Source organism: Streptomyces chengmaiensis, assembly GCF_029846775.1.
Classification (GTDB): Bacteria; Actinomycetota; Actinomycetes; order Streptomycetales; family Streptomycetaceae; genus Streptomyces; species Streptomyces chengmaiensis.
In genome coordinates, this window is the sequence record NZ_JARWBG010000084.1 from 1 (window position 1) to 21,858 (window position 21,858).

Here is a 21,858-nt window from a genome sequence, read left to right on the forward strand (position 1 = left end):
CGCCAGCCACCAGGTCATCATGAACGGCCCCAGTTACCGACCGAACAAGCGGCCGAAGGGCCCCATCGACCCGAAGGACCCCACGGTCAAGTGACCGCCCCTCGCCCCAGGGGGTGGGGAATTACGTGACCACACCCCTGGGGAATTACGCGATCGTCGACAGTTGGCCACTGAGCTGAAGGAAGGCCGCTGGCGTCCGCGGCCCGCGCGCCGGGTGTTCATTCCGAAACCCGGCTCTACTGCGGAGCAGAGGCCGCTGTCGATTCCTTCTGTTCGTGACCGCATCGTGCAGGCGGCGCTGAAGATCGTGCTCGAGCCGGTCTTCGAAGCCGATATGCTCCCGTGCTCGTTTGGGTTCAGGCCCAGGCGCGGGGCGCACGATGCCCTCCAGGTCCTCGTGGACGAGGCATGGCGGGGCAGGCGCTGGGTGGTGGAGACGGACATCGCCAACTGCTTCGAGGCGATTCCGCACGAGAAGTTGATGCAGGCGGTCGAGGAACGCATCTGCGACCGGTCGGTCCTCAAGCTCTTGCGCGCGATGCTGCGGGCCGGGGTGATGGAGGACGGGCAGGTCCGTCGGCCGGTGACCGGAACCCCACAAGGTGGGGTTGTTTCACCGTTGATGTGCAACGTCTATCTGCACCGGCTGGACCGGGTATGGGACGTGCGCCGTCACGGGGTGCTGGTGCGCTATGCCGACGATGCTGTGGTGATGTGCGCTACCCGCGAGCAGGCCGAAGCCGCCCTTGGGCGGTTGAAGGACCTGCTGGCCGAGCTCGGCCTGGAGCCGAAGGCGGCCAAGACCAGGATTGTGCACCTGCAGGTCGGAGGCGAGGGAGTGGATTTCCTCGGCTTCCATCACCGGTGGGTCACCTCCCGGCCGCGCGGCGGGCGGCGTCCGATCGCTTTCCTCGCTCGCTGGCCTTCGGACAGGGCGGTGCAGCACGCTCGTGACCGGATCCGTGAACTCACGGACCGGCGCAGGCTGTTGCTGCCGGTCAAGGTGATCGTGGAGGACGTGAATGCGTTCCTTCGCGGGTGGGGCGCGTACTTCCGCTTCGGGAACTCGGCCCACCGCTTCGACCAGATCGGCTCCTATGCGCGGATGCGGATCGGCGGGTTCCTCGCCAAGAAGCATCGGCGCAGCCGAAGATTCGGCTGGTCGGTGGTGGCGTTTGCCTCCGCCGACTCGCTGGGGCTGGTTGCTCTGCACGGGACCGTCGTCGCACCCAGACCCTTCCGGGACTGGCGGGGCAGGCCGAATGCCGGTGGTGAACGGCGTCGGTGAGCCGTGTGCGGGAGAACCGCACGCACGGTTCGATGCGGCGGGGGCTGGAAACGGAGCGGACGTACTCCGCCACCGCGCCAGCCCCCGACCCTACATGAGGGTCCGTCAGTTTGCTGACGGATCCTTTCGCTCGTTCGCGGTGGCCTTTTGTGCAGGTGGGCATGCTGGCAGTCCGGCTGTCGCGTCGGGTGGGCGCCGGGTTCCACGGCTCCGGTCGGGTGGTGCTGCTCGTCGGGACGGGATGCTGTTGGTCAGCCGGGGTTCGGCAGGGCCGCGAGTCGTTGCAGGGCTTCGGTGATCAGNGAGGGCGATCTGGACGATCTCCAGCCAGACCTTGTTCTGGGCGGTGTGGTGCAGGGGCAGGTTGCGCAGTCCGGTCGCGCGGGCGGCCCGGATGCGGTCCTCGGCCCGGGCCCGCAGTCGGTGGCGGAGCTCGAGCTCGGCGATCGGCCGGTCGGGAGTGTTGGTGGCGAAGCAGGTGATCCGCATGCCGTCCGCGTCGGTGATCCTCAACTGGGCACCGGGGTGCGGTCGTTCCTTGCGGATGATCAGCCGCATCCCTTTCGGCCAGCCGGTGAGGACATCGCCGTCGAGCTCGGCCACCCAGGCTCCGTCACGGATCTCGCCGTCGGGCTCGACGGCCGGCGTCCAGGCCGATGCCGGGACTTTCAAGACTGCCTGGTGGATGGCATCGGTGATGGTCATGCCGACCGAGTAGGACAGCCACCGGCCGCGGGCGGACAGCCAGTCGACGAACTCGTGGGCGCCCCCGCCCGAGTCGGTGCGGATCAGCGTCTGCCGTCCGCGCCGGTACTTCTTCGGCAGCTGGGCCAGGGCGAGGCGGGCGGTGGTGATGTGGTCGGCGGCCGTGTTCGAGCCCGCATTGCCCGGTCTGAGCAGAGCGGCGACCGGCTCTCCGGTTCCGCCCGGGCCGTGGTCGACGAANCTTCTTCCAGGTCGCGGCCGCGTCCTCTTTGTCGGAGTGCGCGACCACCAGGACGCCGTCGAGGTCGACCGTGACCTTTCCGTCGGCGGCCGGGGCATTACCCCCGGCCAACGACCAGACCCGCTGCCGGACTTCGGACCGTGCGGACCGGATGGCCTGCAAGGCTTTCTCGCCGGAGGCTGCGAGGGTGTCGATCAGGCGGGAGACGGTCGGGTCGGAGGCGACCGGGCCGAAGACGGCAGGTTCGGCCCGCAGCGTGCCGACGTCTGCCGGGCAGTCTCCGCCCAGCGCGACCGCGAGCGCGAGATCCAGCACCGTCTTGCCGGGATCGTGCACAGCGCGGGACTTCCGCCAGGGCGCCAGTGCCGTGGATATCGCCTGATCCAGACCGGACTTGCGGATCGTCTCCAGCAGCAGCACACCGCCGGCCTGGGAGACCACCCCGCGGCCGCCGCCTTCGGTACGGACACGTGGGTAGGACCCGATACGCTTCTTCACCTGGAAAGTGCCTCCGACAGGGGCGGGAACAAGGGCCTCAGCAATCCTCATTCTCGCTGGTCAGAGGCACTTTTCGCTTACCTGACCGCCTGTCGGACAGCCTGCTTCATGNCCTCAGCAATCCTCATTCTCGCTGGTCAGAGGCACTTTTCGCTTACCTGACCGCCTGTCGGACAGCCTGCTTCATGAAAGCGCGAGGTTAACAGGGGCTACTGAAAGTCCTTGTGGACGGGCTGTCCGGCCGGAGCCGGACAGCCCGTTGGTCCAGGGCCGCACCGGAAGCAAGGCGGGGGTCAGGAGAACCAGAGCGAGTCTGCGTCTGCGCGGCTGGCGCGCGGGGCAGCGAACAGACGCTGGCCGCTCTTAGTGGGCGTTTGATCTAGGTGGATTGCCGCTTATGCCCTAGTAGGTTCCTCGCCAGGTTGGTGTGGTCTCGTCCGTTATGCGTTTGCTGAGGTTGTCGATGGAGGCGATGTGGATCATGGCTTCGGAGCTGGTGGTGAGGGCCTCGTAGTCGCGGGCGAGGCGGCGGTGCATCATGATCCATCCGATGCTCCGCTCTACTACCCAGCGTCTTTTCACGACGTGGAAGCCGCGCTTTTCGGGGTTGCGGTTGACGACTTCGACGTCGATTCCGAGCTTGGCGCCGTGCTCGATGACGGCGTTCTTGAAGCCGGTGTCGACCCAGCTTTTCGCGATCGTCGGGTAGGTCTCTTTCGCCTGGTCGAGGAGGCGTATTCCCATGGCGTTCTCGGAGAGGCCGGCGCCGGCGACTGTCACGGCGAGGATGAGGCCGATGGTGTCGGTCAGGATGCCCCGCTTGCGTCCGACGATCTTCTTTGCGGCGTCGGTTCCCTGGCTGGTCAGGGGTACGTTGGTGGAGGTCTTGATGCTCTGGGTGTCGATGACCGAGGCGGTCGGCTCGGGCTTGCGGCCTTCTTTGACGCGGGCCAGGCCGGTCAGGTCGTAGTTGAGCTGGGCGAAGATTCCCTCGTCGCGCCAGGCGGCGTAGTAGAAGTAGACGGTGCCGTGTCCGGGGAAGTCGTGGGGAAGGTATTTCCAGGGGATTCCCGTGCGGTTGATGTAGAGGATCGCGTCGAACACGTCGCGTAACTCGACTTTGGCCGGCTGTCCTGTGGGTCTGCGCTCGAGCCGGGCGTTTCGCCAGGCTGTCAGCGTCGGCTCGATCAGGGCCCATCGGGCATCGGATAGGTCGCTGGGGTAGGGCTTGCGGTCGCTCACGGCACAGCGTGATCATGGCCGCGCCCGGAGGATGTGGTTCCGCCGACTGTCGGGCGGTTCTGGGGCGTCTTCAAACCAGACGGACTTCAAGTCATGGAAGTGAACGAGACGGGCAGGCAGGTTCGTGATCCAGGCGGGGGTGTACGCCTCCTACCAGGCAGAGGCGCTCAAACTGGGGCACGGGCAAAGCTCGCATAGCGGAAGAACCCTACGTGAACGCCCACTTAGTACTCCAGTGAGATTTTGTGTCCTGAGCTGGTTCTTCGTNACTCCAGTGAGATTTTGTGTCCTGAGCTGGTTCTTCGTTGGTAGTGGCAGTGTCGGGCGGTGGCCTGGTGGCGTCTGCGTGATTGGGACCAGTTCAGTGTGTGTTGGCGTTGGTTGTGGTGGGGTCCGGGGTGGGGCAGGAAAGCGTCCAGGAGTCTGCGGATCTCTGCCACGGTGAGGGGAACGAGGCTGCTGGGTTCGGCACGGACACATCATCGGATGGAAGGGGTTCGCCGCTCATCTGACCGAGACCTGTGCTCCCGACGCCCCCAACGTGATCACGGACGTGGCCACCACCGCGGCCACCACCCACGACAGCCAGGTCCTGCCCGACTTACCCGGCTGGCGCGTCGCGGACTGCTGCCCAGCGTGGCCGAGCACGCCGTCCGGGCTCGTCGGCTCTTCGATCCAGTATGGGTCGAACTCGGCGAGAGCGCTGGGCCAGGCGACAGCCTCGTCTACGTTCCAGCGCTGGTTGGCGTCGATGGCCATCCGAACGTCCCGTCCGATGGTGGCGCGCGCAATGCGGCAGCGGCGGATGTCGCCCTGCAGGTCGGCGCCGACCTTGAGCTTGATCTGGCGGAAGCCGTCGGCGAGCGCCTGGCTGGCGAGACGGACGAGTTTCTCGTCGGAGTAGCCGAGCCATCCTGGCGAGGTGGTGTAGGCGGGGTAGCCGCGTTGGGACAGCTCGGCCGCGCGTTCCGCCGCGCCCTCCCTGCCGCGCTGCAGCAGCTCCAGTGCCTGCTCAGGGGTGAGGGCGTCAGCGATATATCGGAAGTCGACCTGGGAGACCAGCCACTTCAAATCGGCGTCCGCGAGGAGCCGCCACAGCGGCTTGCCCTCCCGCTTGGCGGCCAGATCCCACACGGCGTTGACCACGGCGCCGACCGCCATGTGCATCACCCCCTTCTCCGGACCGAGCCAGCGCAGCTGGCTGTTGCCATTCAGGTCGCGGTACACAGAACCCGGGTCGGCGCAGACCTCGGTGAGTGGGCGGCCGATGACATACGAGCGCAGCGACTCGATCGCGGCTACTTGGACATCGTTGCCGCGCCCGATGGTGAAGGTGAACCCGTGGCCCTCCAAGCCATTGCCCGCGTTGGTGCGTAGCACCAGGTAGGCGGCGGAGTAGTCCGGGTCGGGGTTAGTCGCGTTCGAGCCGTCCAGCTCGCGCGAGGTAGGGAAGCAGATGTCGTAGGTGTCGAGGGCGGTGATCCGCGCGGTGTCCGGAGGCAGGGGAGTCGACAACTGAGTGCTTCTCATGCGTCGGTGAAGAGCTGGCGTTGGGTGCCGAGGCGGTCGATCCCCAGCTCTACGGTCTGGCCGGGGCGCAGATAGGGTTGGTCGGGCAGGCCCAGGGCGACGCCGGCCGGGGTGCCGGTGTTGACGACGTCGCCGGGTTCCAGGACCAGGTACTGGCTGAGGTAGCGGACGATCTCGGCGACGTCGAAGATCATGTTCTTGGTGTGGCCGTTCTGACGTGGGACGCCGTCCACGGATAGCCGTAGGCCGAGATCCTGGGGGTCGCCGACCTCGTCGGGGGTGACCAGCCAGGGCCCGAGCGGGTTGAAGGTCTCGCAGGACTTGCCCAGGTCCCACTGGCTGGAGAACTCCAGTTGGAACTCACGCTCGGAGACGTCGTTGCTGATCGCGTACCCGGCAACGCAGGCCAGGGCCTCCTCGCTTGAGTCGAGGTAGCGGGCGCGGCGACCGATCACGACGGCGAGCTCGACTTCCCAGTCGGCCTTCACCGAGCCGCGCGGGATCAGCACCGCGTCGTAAGGGCCGACGACGGTGCCGGGGTCCTTCATGAACACCACCGGCCGCTGGGGGATGGCTGCCCCAGTCTCCTCGGCGTGATCGCGGTAGTTCAGACCAATGCAAACGACCTTCCCCGGGCGGGCTACCGGGGCGCCGAGACGCCAGCCTCCGGCGGGGGGCGTCAGCTCGGGGAGGGAGCCCTCGGCCAGAGCCGCTCTCACTCGATCGAGTCCACCCGAGGCGAGGAACGGTCCATCGATGTCTTCCGCGATGTCGCTCAGGTTGAGGTACCGCTCGTGACCGTCGTTGGCGATCTCCAGCAGGACCGGCCGTTCAGCCCCGGGAGCTCCGATGCGTAGCAGTTTCACAGTCCACAACCTCCAAAGAGCTAGAACGGGGAAGATTGCCGCAACGATGGAGTCGTGCGTCCTTTGCAGGGGACACGAGCGCGACGGTGGGCCCCTCGATGCCTGGGAGACCATCCGCCGCGGTCGTCCGTCCGCCGACACGCAACCCACATGAGCAATTTCCTATAGGATCTACTGGATGGTGGGTAGCCTACGTCAGCGAGGGTGGCTTCACCACCCGGCGCTTCCAGTTCGACGCTCCGCCCTTCGTTTCCGCCAGTCCTTGCCCGGATCGTGGCCTGTCAGCAGCCCTATAGTGCGCAGCGATCCCCCTCGTCCATAAAAATCCCCGAGCTAGTCACCACGCAGGCCTTGACGAGGCGATCCACTCGCCCGCACCATCACGAGAGGTAGATCCTATGTGATACATGTGAGGTAATGATCGTGACCCGGCGAGTGGATCCGCACTGTCGGGCCGAGGCCCCCTCGCCCCGCCCCCGGCGGCCTCCACGCTCAAAACGCTCGCCTGCCGCAGACCAAGCATCCCTGTGAAACAGTCCCGTCACATCACCGACTCGGGCTCCTTGGTCGTCGAAATTCACCCGCAAGTTCCTCTCTTGCGGCCGAGATTCTGGGCACGGACCACGAAAGGCTGGCACACAACGAATGAGCATCATCACCAACGCCACGGCCCTGCTGGCTGATATCGCGGTGGAGACGGATCGCACTGATGCGGTGCAGTCGTTCGTCAAGCAAGAGACGATTCTCGTCCACCTGGCCACGGCGGACGGCATGGAAGGTACCGGCTACGCGTACACGATCGGTACCGGCGGTACGTCTGTTCTGGCTCTGCTGCGCGATCACCTTCTGCCGCTTCTGGCCGGGAAGGATGCCCGCAACATCGAGGGGATCTGGCAGGAGCTGTTCGGTCTGACCCGTGCCACGACCACGGGAGCCATCACCTCGCTCGCGCTCGCCGCGGTCGACACGGCCCTGTGGGATTTGCGTTGCAAGCGGGCGGGCGAGCCGCTGTGGAGGCTGGCCGGCGGCCACCGCCAGGAGATACCCGTTTACGACACAGAGGGGGGCTGGCTCCACCTCGGCATCGAGGACCTGGTCAAGTCGGCCCTCGCGGCGCAGGACGCGCAGTTCTCCGGGGTCAAGATCAAGGTGGGCAAGCCGCATATCGCCGACGACGAGGAGCGCCTGCGCGCGGTCCGGGAGGCCGTCGGGCCATACCTTCACATCATGACGGACGCCAACGGGTCGCAGTCGCTGTCGTCCGCCCTGCAGCTCGCCGCCGCCCTCGAACCCTACGACCCATACTGGCTCGAGGAACCCATGCCCGCGGACGACATCCGCGGCCACGCACGGCTCGCCCGTTCGACCAGGATCCCGATTGCGGTCGGTGAGTCGATGTACTCGCCGATGCAGTTCCGCACCTACCTGGAGGCCGGCGGTGCCTCCGTCGTGCAGGTCGACGTCGCCCGCGTCGGCGGTATCACCCCGTGGCTGAAGGTCGCCCACCTGGCGGAGACCTTCAACGTCAAGGTCTGCCCGCACTTCCTGATGGAACTGCACGTCAGCCTTGTCGCCGCGGTCGCCAACGGTGCGTACGTCGAGTACATCCCGCAGCTGCGTGCCGTGACCCGCACCGAACTGGTCCTGCGCGACGGCCGGGCCGTAGCCCCGGACGAGCCCGGCATCGGCATTGACTGGAACATGGACGCCATCGACGACCGGAGAGTGTCCTGAAAACGGCAGCCCCCACCCGACGGCAAGACCAATCGCCCCGCCACGATCACTGCATCTGCGGCGAGGTGGACACAACCACGACGAGAACCGGATGAGTGAGAGGATCACCCGCCTGATTCACGACCGCACAATCTCGGCCACGCCCGCGAAGAGCCGCATGTCATGGAGCGGGTTGCCAGGATGACACAGCAACCCAGGACTGGTGGCAGCCCACCGTTCCCTGCCAGCAGCCCGTCGACGAAGCCTCGCCCAGTGGCGAGCCGCAGTGGAGCAGGTCTTCCTCCTGGAACAGGGCCGCAGGGCCGGCGTGCGGACAACCCGGCCCACGCGGACCGCCCCGCGGTGCCCGCGCACCACGACCGCAAGGAGAACCATATGAAACTACTGCGCCTCGGCGCCCCGGGCGCCGAGCGCCCCGCCGATGACGGATGCACCTACGACCTCACCGGCCTGAGCGGCGACATCGACGGCCCAGCCCTGGCCACCGGCGGTGTGCGCTCTGGGCAGCTGACCCTCGCCAAACACACGAATGGCACGAACTCATGAGCGAAATGTCAGGCCTCAGGGCCCTGGTGACCGGTGGTGCCTCCGGTATCGGGAGGGCCACCGCCGAACTACTGGCTGCACGTGGAGCGAACGTCGCCGTACTCGATCTTGATCCCTCGTCGGTGGACAAGCCCATGCGTGGATACGCCGCTGACGTGTCCGACGACTCCTCCGTACGGTCTGCAGTCGCCGCCGCCGCCGCCGACCTCGGCGGCATCGACATCCTGGTCAACAACGCCGGTATCGGCGCCGCGGGGACGGTCGAAGACAACGACGACGCGCAGTGGCACCGCGTCCTGGACGTGAACGTCCTCGGCATCGTCCGCACCACCCGGGCGGCCCTACCTCACCTGCGCGCCTCCGCACACGCGGCCGTCGTCAACACCTGCTCGATCGCTGCCACCGCCGGGCTGCCGCAACGAGCCCTGTACAGCGCCAGCAAGGGCGCCGTACACTCGCTCACCCTGGCCATGGCGGCGGACCACGTCCGCGAGGGTATCCGCGTCAACTGCGTGAACCCCGGCACAACGGAAACGCCCTGGGTGGACCGTCTCCTCGACCAGGCAGCCGACCCGGCCTCCGAGCGGGCGGCGCTTAACGCCCGCCAACCCATGGGCCGTCTGGTCACCGCCCACGAGGTCGCCGCTGCGGTGGCATATCTGGCAAGCCCTGCCGCCGCCTCGATCACGGGGATCGCGCTCGCGGTGGACGGCGGGATGCAGGGCCTGCGGCTGCGACCGGAGAGGCAGTGATGGAACTGGACACGAACGGGTCCGGCCCGGCCGCCCTGCCGAGCCGGACCCTCGGCTGCAGTGGCGTCTCCGTCACCGCCCTTGGCTTCGGCGCCGCCGCCGTCGCCGGGCTCTACGAGGACGTCGGCGAGGACGAGGCAGCGGCTGCCGTGGAAGCCGCTTGGGAAGCGGGCATCCGCTACTTCGACACCGCCCCGCACTACGGCCTCGGCCTGTCGGAACGCAGGCTCGGAGCAGTCCTGCGCACCAGGCCCCGGGACAGCTTCACCCTGTCCACCAAGGTAGGCAGAGTGCTCATTCCTCACGACGGCGTTGGAGACGACCGGGCCAACGGCTTCGCCGTACCAGCCACCCACCGGCGCCGGTGGGACTTCAGCGCCGACGGCGTACGCCGCTCGCTGGAGGATAGCCTCACCCGTCTCGGACTCGACCGCGTCGACCTCGTTCTCTTGCACGATCCCGACGACCATGAGGAACAGGCGTTCCGGGAGGCGTATCCGGCATTGGAGGAGCTGCGGTCGCAGGGAGTTATCCGCGCGATCGGCGCGGGGATGAACCAGAGTCGGATGCTGGCCCGGTTTCTGACGGAGACGGACGTCGATGCGGTGCTGTGTGCCGGGCGCTACACGCTCCTCGACCAGGGCGCACTGGATGCGCTGCTGCCTGCCGCGGCAGCAACGGGCAAGAGCGTGATCATCGGCGGCGTGTTCAACTCCGGACTGCTGGCCGACCCCACATCGGGTGCTACGTACGACTACGCCGCGGTCCCCGAGGACCTCCTGCAGCGGGCCGTACGGATGCGCGACATCACCGAGTCGCATGGGGTGCCACTGCGTGCCGCCGCACTCCGCTTCCCCTTCGGGCATCCGGCGGTCGCCTCCGTCCTTGTCGGGGCGCGGTCGGCCTCCCAGGTCCGCGACGCGGCAGAGCAGTTTCGCGGACCCATGGCCGCCGCCATGTGGGAAGGCCTGCGGGCGCAGGGCCTGCTGCCCGGCGGCGTACCAGTGCCCCCAGAAAGAGTGCCATGACCTTCATCGATGTCCACCATCACCTATGGGGCCGCGCTATACGCGACCAGGAGTGGATCACCGGCCCCGAACTCGCCCCGCTCCTTCATACCCGCGGACCTCTAGGCGGAAACCCAGGATTCCGGGGTCGTGGCTGCGGTGCTGGTGCAGAAGGTCACCGTGACCGAGGAGACGCCGGAGTTTGTGGCGCTGGCCGCGGACAGTGACGTGATCGAGGTGTGGGGTGGACCGATCTGACGGCGCCGGGTGTCGCCGACGAACTGGGCAGGCGGCGGGTCGCTGCCCGGCGGCGGGTTTCTGCGCGGTTTCCGCCACCAGGTTCAGTCGGAACCCGAGCCGCCTGGCTGACCCGGCCGGGAGGTACTGCGCGGCCTGCGCGCGGTCGCGGCGGCCGGACTCGTACCGATCTCATCGTCCCTGCCGCACCAGCTGCAGGGGGCGACGAGCTGCCGCCGCCGTGCTCGTCACATTCGTACTCGATCATCTGGGCAAGCCACCGATCGTGTCCGGGCTGCGCGAACCGTGGTCGGGGCATGTGCGTGAACTGGCCGCCCTGCCGCACACGGTGTGCAAGCTCTCCGGCATGGTGACCGAGGCCGACTGGCGGTCGTGGACGGTCGACGACCTCACGACGTACGCCAACACTGTGATCGCCGCCTTCGGTCCCCGGCGGCTGATGTTCGGCTCTGCCTGGCCGGTGAGCACCCTTCGCCGCGGGCTACGGCGAGATCGTGGCCTCCACCCGAGAGCTGACCGCCGCGCTCACCGCAACCGAGCAGGGCGAGGTGTGGGCTGGTACCGCTCGGCGCGTCTACAGGCTGCCGGCGTAGGCGCAGGGTGATCCGCGGCGGGTCGCCGGCCCGGTTGCTCACCGTCACTCTTCTTCGAACCGGCCGAGTTGGCGCTCCAGACTGCGAGTGAGATGCTCCGCCATCGCCTCGGCGGCACGCTCGGCCCTGCGGCGCAGTATCGCGCGTACCACGCGCTCGTGCTCCGCCAGGGTCGGGTCGCCCGACCCCTCGAGGCTGCTGAGGCGGAAGATGTTCAGATGCGAGTGGAGCCGCTCTACCGCGTCCGAAAGCAAGGGCCGATGCGCGGCCTCCGCGACAGCGTTGTGGAAGCGCTGGTCCAGAGCGGCGAAGTCGCGGTATGCAGCGTACGGCCCGGTGGGGCCGGAGTGGGACTGCATTTCCTCCAGGATGGCCTCGATGGAGTCGAGTTGGGACTCATCGGCGTGGAGGGCGGCCAGCGCCGCGGCTCGCGGCTCCAAGAGCAGCCGCATCTCGAACAGCTCCTCCAACCCCTGCCGGGTCAGCAACTCGGTCGCCCGGTAGCCGGACAGGGAACGCTTGATGACAAGACCGTCGGCCTCCAGCCGTGCCAGCGCCTCGCGAACAGGGGTCGGTGAGACAGTGAGCGTACGGGCCAGGGCTTCGATGCTGACGCGAGCCCCCGGAGCGATCTCATGGTCCATGACCATGGCTTTGATGTCCTCGTAAACGCTGTCGGACAGCGCTTGACGGACCGGCGTCGCGGACAGCCCGCTCGTCCCGGCCACGTCGTTGGAGACGGGCGGGTCGTGTGCGGGCATCCGGGCCTCCTTGTGCTACGGGTGTTAGGGCCACCGTCAGTTTAGCGAGCCGGGATGGCATGTCGAAGCGCTGCGGTCAGCAGCGAAGCCGAGCTTCCGAGACAGGAGCCCGACCGCTCGCGGTATCGCCGTGACGAGGACGCCGGGGCCTGCTCCGGACACGTTCGTCCAGTCGGTTCCCCTTTCACACATCCGTGCGAACGACCACCACGAGGGTGCGCGGGCCGTGCACACCCTCCACTCGCTCAAGTTCGACGTCGGACGTGGCGGACGGCCCGCTGATCAGGGTCGTCGGCCGCTCTGGGCCGAGTAGGGCGAGCGCCTCCGGGATACCCGGGGCGACCGAGGAGAGATCCACCACGCAAACGTGTACGTCGGGGATGAGGGACAGCGCGCGGCGGCCCTGGTCGGGCGAGCCATCGAGAAAGATCGTCCCTGTCTCCGCGCAACTTACCGCCGAGGCCGTCACGACCGCGTCGAGGGCCTCTAGATGGGTGGCCGACACGTCGGCACAGTCCTCCTCGACGGTGCCGCCCCAGCTGGTGAGCCAGGACCGGTCGAGGGCTGCGGGCACACCGATCCGGCGGGCGCCGAGATCGGCGAGGACTTCCGCGAGGGTCGCGGCCGTCTTGCTGGCGGTACATGTCCGCACCTGTGCCTTGTAGTCGAGGAGCCGGTCCGTGAACAGCTCCAGTCGCTCTTGGTCGGGGAGGATGCGCCCCCGCCGGTAGGCACGTTCCACCGTGACGGCCGGCAGTGGGGCGAGCGCCAGCGCGTCCCGTATGCGCCCGAGCACCACCTCGCGTGCGCTCATCGCTTCTCCTTGTCAGCGTCGTGTGGGCCGCTCCGGGCGGCGTCGGCGAGGGCGCGTCGGCCCTCCTCGGAGGCGTACCATTCGCGGAAGGTGTGCCGAGGCGGTGCTGGGGTGTCGCGGCTGTCGCTCCAGGCGTTGAAGGGCGGTGGCAGGTGGGAGATCTTTCCATCCCGCCCAGCGGCGATCCGGCCGAGCCGGGAGACCTTCTGCGCCGTCGTATACAGCTTCGGCCAGCCCATGACTGCTGCGGCTGCCTTCATGGCGAGCTGCTCGATGGTCTGGCCGGTCTGCTCAGTGTTCTGGTGGCGCAGTTCGACCAGCAGTGACGGGATGTCGATCTTCACGGGACAGGCGTCATAGCAGGCGCCGCAGAGCGTGGAGGCGTAGGGCAGTGAGGAGTTGGCGTCGTTCTTCGCCGCGTGCATACCCGCGAGTTGAGGGGTGAGTACGGCTCCGATCGGCCCGGGGTAGGTCGAGCCGTAAGCGTGGCCGCCGACCCGTTCGTACACCGGACAAACGTTGAGGCAGGCCGAGCAGCGTATGCAGTTGAGGGCTTGTCGGCCCACGGGGTCGGCTAGCGCGGCTGTACGGCCGTTGTCGAGCAGGACCAGGTGGAAGTCCTGCGGTCCGTCGCCCGGTGCCACTCCCGTCCACAGGGAGGTGTAGGGGTTCATTCGCTCACCGGTGGAGGAACGCGGCAACAGTTGGAGGAAGACCTCCAGGTCGGCGTAGCGCGGCAGGACCTTCTCGATGCCCATGACGGTGATCAGGGTACGCGGCAGCGTCATGCACATCCTGCCGTTGCCCTCGGATTCGACAACGGCAAGGGTCCCGGTTTCGGCGATGGCGAAGTTGGCTCCCGAGACGGCGACGGGGACGGTCATGAACTTCTCGCGCAGATATGCGCGGGCAGCGGCTGCCAGCTCCGCGGGCGCAGAGGTCAGTTCCGGGTCGACGCCAGGAATCTCTTGGAGGAAGATCCGGCGGATCTCGTCCCGGCTGCGGTGGATCGCGGGCACCAGGATGTGTGAGGGGCGGTCATTCGCGAGCTGCACGATGAGTTCAGCGAGGTCGGTCTCGTGTGCGGTGAGGCCGTGGTTGGCGAGGTGCTCGTTGAGACCGATCTCCTGGGTGGCCATCGACTTGACCTTGATGACTTCGCGGCTGCCGGTGGCGGTGACGAGATCGGTGACGATCGTGTTCGCCTCTGCGGCGTCCCGCGCCCAATGCACCCTGCCGCCGGCCGCTGTGACAGTGGCCTCCAATTGCTCCAGCAGCTCGGGAAGTCGGTTCATCGTGTCGGTCTTGATCGCGGAGCCGGCGGCGCGTAGTTCTTCCCAGTCGGGAAGTTCCGTTGTGACGGCCAGCCGCTTGGCACGGATCGTGTGCGTCGCCTTGCGGAGGTTGTCGCGGAGCTGGCCGTTGCGCAGCTCACCTATGGCCGCCTCCGGGAACTTCCGCGCGCCGCGTAGCTGGCCCTGGCCGTATGGGGAGCGGGGCGGAGCGGCGGGCATGCCGAGAAACGTGCTGCTCATTGTGCGGCCTCCGTCAGCTGGTAGGGCGTGGCGCGGGTAGCGGCGAGGATCTGGGCGAGGTGCAGTGTGCGGGTCCTCGAGCGGATGCGCGATAGACCGCCGCCGATGTGCATCAGGCACGATGAATCACCGGCTGTGCACACGGCGGCGCCCGTGTGGGTCACATGCTTCACCTTGTCGGTGAGCATGGCCGCGGAGGTTGCTGCGTTTTTGACGGCGAAAGTGCCGCCGAAGCCGCAGCAGGTGTCCGCCTCGGGCAGTTCGATCAGGTCGATTCCCTCCACGGCCTTCAGCAGCCGCAGCGGCTTGTCACCCACGCGCAGCATCCGCAGCGAGTGGCAGGTCGGATGATAGGTCACGCGGTGCGGGAAGTACGCTCCGACGTTCACGGTGTCGGCGACGTCGACCAAGAACTCTGATAGCTCGTACGTCTTGTCCTTGACCGCGGCGACACCGGCGCGCAGAGTGCGGTCGCCGTATCGCTCGGCGACGATCTCGTGCTGGTGGCGCACACAGCCGGCGCACGAGCCGGAAGGCACCACGACGGCGTCGATGACACGGTCACCGAACTGTTCGGCGAAATTGCGCACCAGGGGTACGGGTTCGCGCTGGTAGCCGGTGTTCACATGCATCTGGCCACAGCAGGTCTGCCCGGGCGGGAAGACCAGCTCGTGGCCGAGCCGAGTGAGCAGGACCGCCGTCGCCTTCACCGCATCGGGGAAGAGGGTGTCACTCAGGCAGGTAGCGAAGAGGCCAATGCGCATGAAAGATCTCCACGGCTAGTCAGGGTATCTGCTCACTCAGGCTGACACTGGATCACAGCGGACACGATCGCCAGTGGCCACGATTTAAGACAAGTAGGATCCGTCGCCGAGGCGTTCAAGAACCGGGAGCTTCACCTTTTCGAAGCCCGTGACACCGAGCTCGGCACACACCAGCTTGCCCGGCTCGAGCCGAACCAGCAGGCCAGGGAGCATGTGTTGTTCGTGTACCGATCTCCAAACCGCAGCAGGCCACCAGCAGCTGACAGCCCTTGTGAAAGATCGAGGTCAGAGCCTGTTCGCGATCGGAGGCTCGTCGGCCTGCCACACCTGCTCGTAGCCCATTCCGGGGCCCTTCGGCGCGTGAACGTGTCCGGTGGCGTCGACCTCGGGGGCCCGGCGTACGGGGTTGGAGTCGACCAGGCTCTCGTAGTAGGTGGTGTTGGGGATGGCCATGCAGAGATGGGTATTCGGAAGTCCGCCCCCATGTATTTCCGCGCGCATCAGGTAGGAGTCGGCTAGGTGCGCGATTCGCAGGGCGCCGGTGATGCCGCCTTTGAAGGTGCTTCCAGTTCGTACAGATGTGGCACACCCGGATGCGATGAAGTCTCCCGTGTTCATGTGTGCACCGTCGCTGGTCTCGGCCACGAGCAACGGGACACTCACGCGATCCGCCAGTGAGCGGTACGCCGTGACGCTGAACTCACGCATGGGCTCTTCGTACCAGTCGTAGTTCGATTCGCTCAGCGCCTTTCCGAGATAGATTGCGTCGCTGAGGTCAAAGGCGGCAGACCCGTCGTACATCAGCGGCACCTCGTCCCCAACGTGTGCGCGGAGTGCTGTGCAGAGCTTCGCGTCCTTTCGGGCATCGCCCCAGGCGTGCAGCTTGATTGCCGGGTAGCCAACTTCGAGACACTGGTCGGCTACCTCGAGGTACTCGGAGATGCTGCCGAATGTGACGGTGGAGGCATACGCCGGAATCGCGTCACGATAGGAGCCGATGAGCTCGTGCACCGGGAGATCGGCGATCTTGCCGGCGAGGTCCCACAAGGCATCGTCGACGACCCCTTGGACGTACAGTGGGAATTCCTCGATGCGGTCGAGCTCCCAGAGGCGATGCCACAGCCACTCACGCCGCAGTGGGTCGACACCCACCAGTTCCTCGCGGATCCTGCGATCGACCACGTCGGCGAGGATCAGTCCACGCCGGCAGTAGCCGTATCCCCGGTGGCCGTCGTCGGTCGTGAGTACTAGCCAAGCGGCCGTATGTGAGGAATCAGAGCCTGGCAGGCCGTTCCGCCACTGAAAGGCTGGCGAGACAGGGGGTTCAGCGACGAGTCGGACGTCAACCGAAACGAGCTTCATCGTTTCTCCAGAGATAGTGTTGTCAGCCCTTGGTCGAGCCGGCAAGGATTCCACGTACCAGGAAGCGCTGGAAGAGCAGGAACAGCACGGCGACAGGCGCGACCACGATGAGGCCGGCCATGGCCGCCTCCGGGTAGGTGATCGGGATGGTCGTGCCGCCTTGCGGGCGGAGCGCCGGGGTGCTGGCCATGAGAGCGCCGAGTCCGACCGGCAGGTTGTACTTGCTGTCTTCCGAGAGCATGACGTAAGGCAGAAAGTAGTTGTTCCAGTTGGCGATGAAGCTGAAGAACGCCACCAGCGCGATGAGTGGCTTCGCGACGGGTACGGCGATGGAGAGGAACAGCCGCACTTCGGAGCAGCCGTCGATGCGCGCAGCCTCGAGGAGCTCCTTCGGCAAGGAAGTCGCGAAGTAGATGAACGCCAGATACACACCGAACGGGTAGAAGGCCGCCGGGAGAATCACTGATGCCGCCGTGTTTGTCAGCTGGACAGCGTTGATCTCCAGGAACAGCGGCAGCACGACCGCGGCGGGGGGGAGCACCATCGCAAGCAAGGTGACAAGGAGGATGAGCTTGCGCCCGGGGAAGCGCATCGTGGCGAGGGCGTATCCCGCGAGGAGTGCAACGACCACGCTGATGACGAGTGACACGACGGTGTAATAGACCGAGTTGAGCATCCAGTTGTACATGACGCCGTCGTTGTAGTCGGTCAGATGGCGCCAAGCCTCCACCATCCTGTCGAACGAGCCGAAGGATAGGGGTGAACCATCAAGGAGTTGGGCATCGGTGTTCGTCGGTGCCAAGACCAGCCAGATGAGCGGGACCAGGCAGAAGACCGCGAAGCCGAAAAGGATCATGATCCTGAGAGCTGAAAGGGGCGAGATCGACAGCGTCGGCCGCCGCCGTGTGTGCTCTCGGCGGGGCGTTTCGCCAGGGAGTGTTTCTCGATCGAGCATCATCGTCATTCGTCCACCTCGGTCTGGAAGAACTTCGTGCGAAACACCAGCCACAGTGCTGCTGCGGCGGACAGGGCGAGCAGCATGACTGACACAGTCGCAGCCTGGCCGAAGTCGCCCTGTGCGAAGGCGAGGGCGTAGCTGAGCTGGTTCAGGGACCACGACGTTGATCCGGCGTTGGTAATGCTGTAGAACAACTGCGGTTCTACGAAGATCTGGAGCGCAAACGCGAAGGACAGGATGACCATGTAGGCCACGTACTTGCTCACCAGAGGGAGCTTGACCTGCACGGCGATCCGGATGGGCCCGGCGCCGTCGACCCGGGCGGCCTCCAGGATCTCGTGCGGTACCGACTGCAGGGCGCCGAACATGATCACGATCCAGTTGCCCACACCAGTCATGAAGGCCACGAGCGCGAAGATCGGCGCGAGATGGTTCGCCGTGAACATCTCGTTGTTGGACTGGATCCCCATCGCTTCAAGAGCCTTGGAGAAGGGGCTCAACTCCGGGCTGAGCATGAAGTACCAAACCAGAACTGCCGCCGATCCTGTTACCGCACCGGGAAGGAAGTAGATCAGACGCATTCCGCTGCTGAAGCGGCCGACCTTTTCGTGCAGGAGCAGGGCCAGCGCGAGAGTTCCAATGATCATGACGGGGAGCCAGACGAGCAGGAAGATGCCCACGTTCGTCACGGCAGGCCAGAACCGGAAGTCATTGAAGATCAGCTCCCAATTGGCCAGGCTCAGCTTGTCGGGCTCGGCAAGAGAATGAAATGACTCGTAGATCGCGTAGACGGTCGGGATGAGACCGAACGCCATCAGGAGCAGTGTGTAGGGCGTGGCGAACAGCCATCCCGTGACCGTCCTCTTGCGCTCGCTCCGCGCCACGTGTGACATCGAATCAACCTTTCACTGTTGTCCGACCCGGGTGGGATCGCCTCCCTGCTGTGGCGGACCCGCCACCGCATTGGTTTCCGCGTGCGGGAGGATTACTCCCGCACGCGGAGGCATGGTTACTTAATGACCTCGTAACCCGAGGACGACGCCAAGCCCGCAAGCTGGGTCTGCAGCGCTTCCAGTGCTGATGCGATCGTGTTTCCTGCGGTGATGGCTGCCACCACAGTCGAGTTGAGCGCACCCTCGACGGGGTAGCGCGTCGGGGCCGACGCCGGGTTGATCTTGGTGGCAGCAGCGGTCAGTGCCGCGGACGGATCTTCGGCGTAGAACGTGTCGGTCTTTACCTTGGCCAGCCACTTCTCGGCGGCCGGCGCGTAGGCAGGGTAGGTTGGCGCGGTGGTCTGGTAGGTCTCGTTCGTCGCTGCCCACTGCGCCGCGGCGACAGCACCCGCCTTGTTCTTGGCGTGTGACGAGACGACGTAGATCCCGCCGCCCTGCGCGCCCGAGTAGTTGGTGCTCTCTCCGTCCCAGGTGGGCATCGGCGCCGCTGCGATCTGGCCGTTCTTGTAGGCGTAGGCCGACTTCGCCTTGAAGACGAATTCACCGAACCAGGATGCGGCCGGATGCATGAGGAGCTTGCCCTGCTTGGCAATCTTGTTGATCTTGGGGTCGAATGGGCTGAGGCGGGAGACGGAACCGTTGGCCAAGAGCGGGTCGATGGTCTTGGCCACGCGTGTGCACTTCGGGTCAGCTGTATTGATCTGCACCTGGGTGCTGGACTTGACGTTCTGGAGCGGGCAGCCGCTACTCCAGAGGTAGTCGTAGTATATGTTTGTGCCACCGGCTGCGCCGATGATGTAGCCGGGGTGATCCCTCGCAACCTTCTCGCCGAGCGCCTTGTATTCCGCCCACGTGGTTGGCACGGAGTACCCGAATTCTTTCATCTTCGGCTTGTTGTACCAAAGGACATCCTGGGCGATGTCATTCTGCAGACAGTAGAGTTTTCCGTCGACTTTGCAGCCCTTGTTCCCGGTCGAGAAGCCGTCCTGCACGCTCTTGGGCACCAGGTCGTCGAGCGGCTGGGCGAACTTGAACAGGGGGCTCGCCAGTGCCGCGACGTCAGTCGGCAGGGGGTCGAAGATGACGTCCGGCCAGCCCCTTCCCACGCGGTTCGCCAGCTGGATCTTGGAGAGGATGGCTGTCGGGTCGATGACCTCGATCTTGATCTTGACGCCGGGGTTGGCCTTCTTGAATGCATCGAACGCCGGCTGACGGGTCGCGTCAGTCCAGACAAGGACGGTCGCGTTCGGGTCATCCTTCGTCTGCTTCGACGAATCGTCCGAGGGGCCACAGGCCGCCAGCGATAGAGCGAGTGCGCTTGCGGTGAGAGCGGTGACGCCGATCCGCCACGAGCGGGTGGATGAGTGTTGGGGTCTCACGGGTCCTCCAGGCTAGGGCGGTGGCAAATCAGATGCTTCGAACTAGAAACTTCGTATACGATTAACGCATCATGTGAGCCGGGCGCATCAGTGTCAAGGCGCACCATCTCGCCACCACGATCCGGGTCAGAATCGACTAGATCGTGTTTCCGCTCGGGAGGGGACGGCATGGAATCAAGGTCGGAGGATCTCGGGGAATCGAGTCAGTCAAGGCTGCGACGGCCTCGACGGAGCGTGCTCGCAGACGACGTCTACGACATCATCAGGGACGGGCTAATGTCCCATCGAATTCCTCCGGGATCGAGACTCAATCTGGATCAGCTCGCCCGGGAGCTGCACGTGTCCAACACTCCGGTACGCCAGGCCTTGGCACGTCTGGAGTCGGAGGGACTGGTCGAGAAGACGCCGTACCGAGGCTTCGCCGCATCGACGCTGCTCGACTCCAAGACGATTACCGAGCTGTACGGATACCGCCTGCTCATCGAGCCACCGACCGCTGCAAGGGCAGCCCGTTGCCGGACCGACGCTGAGATCGCTGAGCTCGAGTCGCTCTGCAACTCAGATGCGATCACGCAGCTCGTGACTGACGATTCGACGCCGGACAAGCTGCCTCAACTGGACGTCGACTTCCACTGCAGCATTGCGAAGCAGGCTGGTAACAGTGTGGTCGTCGAGAATCTGAGCCTCACATTGACCAGGATGTGTCTGTACAGCCTGTACGGACGGCGTGGGGTCGCCGAAAGGGCTTGGGAGGAGCATCGCGCGATCGTCTCAGCGATCCGTGCGGGTGACCCAGATGCTGCCGCGCGCGCCATGCACGTCCATCTCGCCGCGGGCCTGGATCGGCTGAGGGAGGCACTCGGCTGAGTACCAGAACTGCGGAACCGGGCGGCCCGCTCGTGTTTCCGTGCTCTGCTCCAGCAGCCGCTGCTCGATGGCTGCTGGAGCCTTGCGCATCACGGTCCCATCGCCGAGCGCGTCGGGGGAAACCCCGAACCCAAGCCCTCCTCCGCCTCGCCCGCCACCGCTCTAGCGTCCTGTTCGCCTCCGTGATGGCACCTTCTCCGCCCCCGACCCCCGCGCCTCGCTTGACGAAAGGCATAAGAGGCACCCCCCGGGCGCCACGCGCGGGCCACCATCTTCAGCAGACCCTGGGAAAACTCTCGGACCGTACTCCCGACAGCAGTTTGGGCTCGGGACTGGGGCGATCGCGCCCGCCCCGAAGCCCGTGGTCACTGTCTTCGAATTTGTCCTCGACCGTTCCACGATTACGCGTGTGGTCGGTGAGATCAGGCTCTTGTCCGCCGAACCGCCGCCTGTCGTATCGAGGGCGGGCTCCGGCTGCGACCTTGCTGGAGTCGCTCGGAGAGCCCTTGTGGCGGTGGTCCCGCAGTCCTGTCCGCTGTTCATGGGCCGGTGTTCATCGTGAAGGTGAAGTAGTCCGAGTTGTCGTAGTCGTGCATCTGTGCGAGATATGTTCCCTCGCTCGGAGTGCTCTCGCTCGACCAACCCTCCGGGCCGAGCATGTGCGTGTCGTCGTCGCTCCAGTGAAACAGCAGGTGGTAGGCGGAGGCGCCGGTGGTGGGGCTGAACTCCCACCGTTGTACGTCCTGGTCGCTACCGGCAGAGTAGAAGCAATCCCATTGGAAGACTGTGACGCTGCTTTCGTCGCCAAAAGTTGCGTCGAGTCATTTTCCAGATCCGGTGTTGCGCAAGAAGTAGGTGTCGTCACCGGCCGCTATTGATCAGAAACTCATTGGGTTCACTCGTCGAGGATGTAACGGACGTGCCGGCTGCCGAAGTATCCGCGCACGATGTGGGGTTGGCGTTGGCGGCGGTGGAAGAACCGGCGGGTTTCGGCGGCGAGTTCCCTCTGGTTCCTGGCCCGGTGAGTGTGGGGCAGGCCGCGTTTGAGGTCGGCGTTGGGTCATGTCCCCTGTCGTGGTGTAGCCGGATCGATCTGATCTTTGTTCTGGGGGTAGAGCCTGTCCATGCTGTCGATGGGGAGATAGCGGCGGGGGAAGGCGATCCATTCGTCGTGCATCTCCACGAGCACGGCGGTGGTGAGGCGT

The 21,858-nt window shown here is 66.0% G+C and carries 16 protein-coding genes and 4 pseudogenes; 7 read left to right on the forward strand and 13 right to left on the reverse strand.

The window, feature by feature from the left end:
• Positions 1-163: 163 nt before the first annotated feature.
• The gene (ltrA, locus tag QCN29_RS34545) at positions 164-1,288 is read left to right on the forward strand and encodes a group II intron reverse transcriptase/maturase (protein ID WP_279933134.1); all 1,125 of its coding nucleotides are present in this window, start codon (positions 164-166) and stop codon (positions 1,286-1,288) included.
• 303 nt (positions 1,289-1,591) lie between these two features.
• Here the strand turns inward: ltrA and QCN29_RS34550 are convergent.
• From QCN29_RS34550 to QCN29_RS34565, 4 genes and pseudogenes are all read right to left on the reverse strand, one after another.
• Positions 1,592-2,732: pseudogene (locus QCN29_RS34550) on the reverse strand (IS1380 family transposase); the annotation flags it as partial.
• Positions 2,733-3,134: 402 nt separating this feature from the next.
• Entirely contained in the window at positions 3,135-3,974 is an 840-nt protein-coding gene (locus QCN29_RS34555) for an IS5 family transposase (RefSeq protein WP_279933136.1), read from the reverse strand.
• A 618-nt stretch (positions 3,975-4,592) separates the two neighbouring features.
• Positions 4,593-5,504, reverse strand: a pseudogene (locus QCN29_RS34560) (enolase C-terminal domain-like protein); the annotation flags it as partial.
• A complete protein-coding gene (locus QCN29_RS34565; RefSeq protein ID WP_279933137.1) occupies positions 5,501-6,370 on the reverse strand; it encodes a fumarylacetoacetate hydrolase family protein in 870 nt (289 codons plus the stop codon). The pseudogene QCN29_RS34560 and the gene QCN29_RS34565, both read right to left, overlap by 4 nt.
• A 645-nt stretch (positions 6,371-7,015) precedes the next feature.
• On the opposite strand from QCN29_RS34565, the gene QCN29_RS34570 reads away from it, so the two are divergent.
• The 5 genes and pseudogenes from QCN29_RS34570 to QCN29_RS34590 all read left to right on the forward strand — a co-directional run bounded on the left by QCN29_RS34570 (position 7,016) and on the right by QCN29_RS34590 (position 11,260).
• The gene (locus tag QCN29_RS34570) at positions 7,016-8,104 is read left to right on the forward strand and encodes a mandelate racemase/muconate lactonizing enzyme family protein (RefSeq protein WP_279933139.1); all 1,089 of its coding nucleotides are present in this window, start codon (positions 7,016-7,018) and stop codon (positions 8,102-8,104) included.
• Between the two features lie 375 nt (positions 8,105-8,479).
• Positions 8,480-8,650: a hypothetical protein gene (locus QCN29_RS34575; protein WP_398860578.1), complete on the forward strand. Its 171-nt coding sequence runs from the start codon at positions 8,480-8,482 to the stop codon at positions 8,648-8,650.
• On the forward strand, positions 8,647-9,402 hold the full coding sequence (locus tag QCN29_RS34580; RefSeq protein WP_279933140.1) for an SDR family NAD(P)-dependent oxidoreductase: 756 nt from the start codon (positions 8,647-8,649) through the stop codon (positions 9,400-9,402). Before QCN29_RS34575 ends, QCN29_RS34580 begins: the two co-directional genes overlap by 4 nt.
• A complete protein-coding gene (locus QCN29_RS34585; protein ID WP_279933141.1) occupies positions 9,402-10,430 on the forward strand; it encodes an aldo/keto reductase in 1,029 nt (342 codons plus the stop codon). Before QCN29_RS34580 ends, QCN29_RS34585 begins: the two co-directional genes overlap by 1 nt.
• Positions 10,427-11,260 (forward strand): annotated as a pseudogene (locus QCN29_RS34590) (amidohydrolase family protein). Before QCN29_RS34585 ends, QCN29_RS34590 begins: the two are co-directional and overlap by 4 nt.
• 44 nt (positions 11,261-11,304) lie before the next feature.
• Here the strand turns inward: QCN29_RS34590 and QCN29_RS34595 are convergent.
• From QCN29_RS34595 to QCN29_RS34630, 8 genes are all read right to left on the reverse strand, one after another.
• A complete protein-coding gene (locus tag QCN29_RS34595) occupies positions 11,305-12,021 on the reverse strand; it encodes a GntR family transcriptional regulator (protein ID WP_279933142.1) in 717 nt (238 codons plus the stop codon).
• Between the two features lie 184 nt (positions 12,022-12,205).
• Complete coding sequence (locus tag QCN29_RS34600; RefSeq protein WP_279933143.1) at positions 12,206-12,835, reverse strand: LutC/YkgG family protein; 630 nt, start codon at positions 12,833-12,835, stop codon at positions 12,206-12,208.
• Positions 12,832-14,370: a lactate utilization protein B gene (locus tag QCN29_RS34605; RefSeq protein WP_279933145.1), complete on the reverse strand. Its 1,539-nt coding sequence runs from the start codon at positions 14,368-14,370 to the stop codon at positions 12,832-12,834. The genes QCN29_RS34600 and QCN29_RS34605 overlap by 4 nt, the downstream gene beginning before the upstream one ends.
• Positions 14,367-15,134, reverse strand: coding sequence for a (Fe-S)-binding protein (locus QCN29_RS34610; RefSeq protein ID WP_279933147.1), 768 nt, complete (start codon positions 15,132-15,134; stop codon positions 14,367-14,369). The genes QCN29_RS34605 and QCN29_RS34610 overlap by 4 nt, the downstream gene beginning before the upstream one ends.
• A 285-nt stretch (positions 15,135-15,419) precedes the next feature.
• A complete protein-coding gene (locus QCN29_RS34615) occupies positions 15,420-16,496 on the reverse strand; it encodes an enolase C-terminal domain-like protein (RefSeq protein ID WP_279933149.1) in 1,077 nt (358 codons plus the stop codon).
• A 22-nt stretch (positions 16,497-16,518) separates the two neighbouring features.
• On the reverse strand, positions 16,519-17,460 hold the full coding sequence (locus QCN29_RS34620) for a carbohydrate ABC transporter permease (RefSeq protein WP_279933150.1): 942 nt from the start codon (positions 17,458-17,460) through the stop codon (positions 16,519-16,521).
• Positions 17,457-18,338, reverse strand: coding sequence for a carbohydrate ABC transporter permease (locus tag QCN29_RS34625; RefSeq protein WP_279933151.1), 882 nt, complete (start codon positions 18,336-18,338; stop codon positions 17,457-17,459). The genes QCN29_RS34620 and QCN29_RS34625 overlap by 4 nt, the downstream gene beginning before the upstream one ends.
• A gap of 125 nt (positions 18,339-18,463) precedes the next feature.
• Positions 18,464-19,786, reverse strand: coding sequence for an ABC transporter substrate-binding protein (locus QCN29_RS34630; protein WP_279933153.1), 1,323 nt, complete (start codon positions 19,784-19,786; stop codon positions 18,464-18,466).
• Between the two features lie 234 nt (positions 19,787-20,020).
• Between QCN29_RS34630 and QCN29_RS34635 the strand changes: the two genes are divergently transcribed.
• Positions 20,021-20,653, forward strand: coding sequence for a GntR family transcriptional regulator (locus tag QCN29_RS34635; protein ID WP_279933154.1), 633 nt, complete (start codon positions 20,021-20,023; stop codon positions 20,651-20,653).
• A gap of 1,060 nt (positions 20,654-21,713) precedes the next feature.
• Here QCN29_RS34635 and QCN29_RS37390 read toward each other — a convergent pair.
• A pseudogene (locus QCN29_RS37390) lies at positions 21,714-21,858 on the reverse strand (IS256 family transposase); the annotation flags it as partial.

Excerpts from the sequence above, each read along its gene's own strand:
- QCN29_RS34570 (WP_279933139.1), top strand. The coding sequence starts at position 7,016 with ATGAGCATCATCACCAACGCCACGGCCCTGCTGGCTGATATCGCGGTG.
- QCN29_RS34575 (WP_398860578.1), top strand. The coding sequence starts at position 8,480 with ATGAAACTACTGCGCCTCGGCGCCCCGGGCGCCGAGCGCCCCGCCGAT.
- QCN29_RS34580 (WP_279933140.1), top strand. The coding sequence starts at position 8,647 with ATGAGCGAAATGTCAGGCCTCAGGGCCCTGGTGACCGGTGGTGCCTCC.
- QCN29_RS34585 (WP_279933141.1), top strand. The coding sequence starts at position 9,402 with ATGGAACTGGACACGAACGGGTCCGGCCCGGCCGCCCTGCCGAGCCGG.
- QCN29_RS34595 (WP_279933142.1), bottom strand. The coding sequence starts at position 12,021 with ATGCCCGCACACGACCCGCCCGTCTCCAACGACGTGGCCGGGACGAGC.
- QCN29_RS34600 (WP_279933143.1), bottom strand. The coding sequence starts at position 12,835 with ATGAGCGCACGCGAGGTGGTGCTCGGGCGCATACGGGACGCGCTGGCG.
- QCN29_RS34605 (WP_279933145.1), bottom strand. The coding sequence starts at position 14,370 with ATGAGCAGCACGTTTCTCGGCATGCCCGCCGCTCCGCCCCGCTCCCCA.
- QCN29_RS34610 (WP_279933147.1), bottom strand. The coding sequence starts at position 15,134 with ATGCGCATTGGCCTCTTCGCTACCTGCCTGAGTGACACCCTCTTCCCC.
- QCN29_RS34615 (WP_279933149.1), bottom strand. The coding sequence starts at position 16,496 with ATGAAGCTCGTTTCGGTTGACGTCCGACTCGTCGCTGAACCCCCTGTC.
- QCN29_RS34620 (WP_279933150.1), bottom strand. The coding sequence starts at position 17,460 with ATGACGATGATGCTCGATCGAGAAACACTCCCTGGCGAAACGCCCCGC.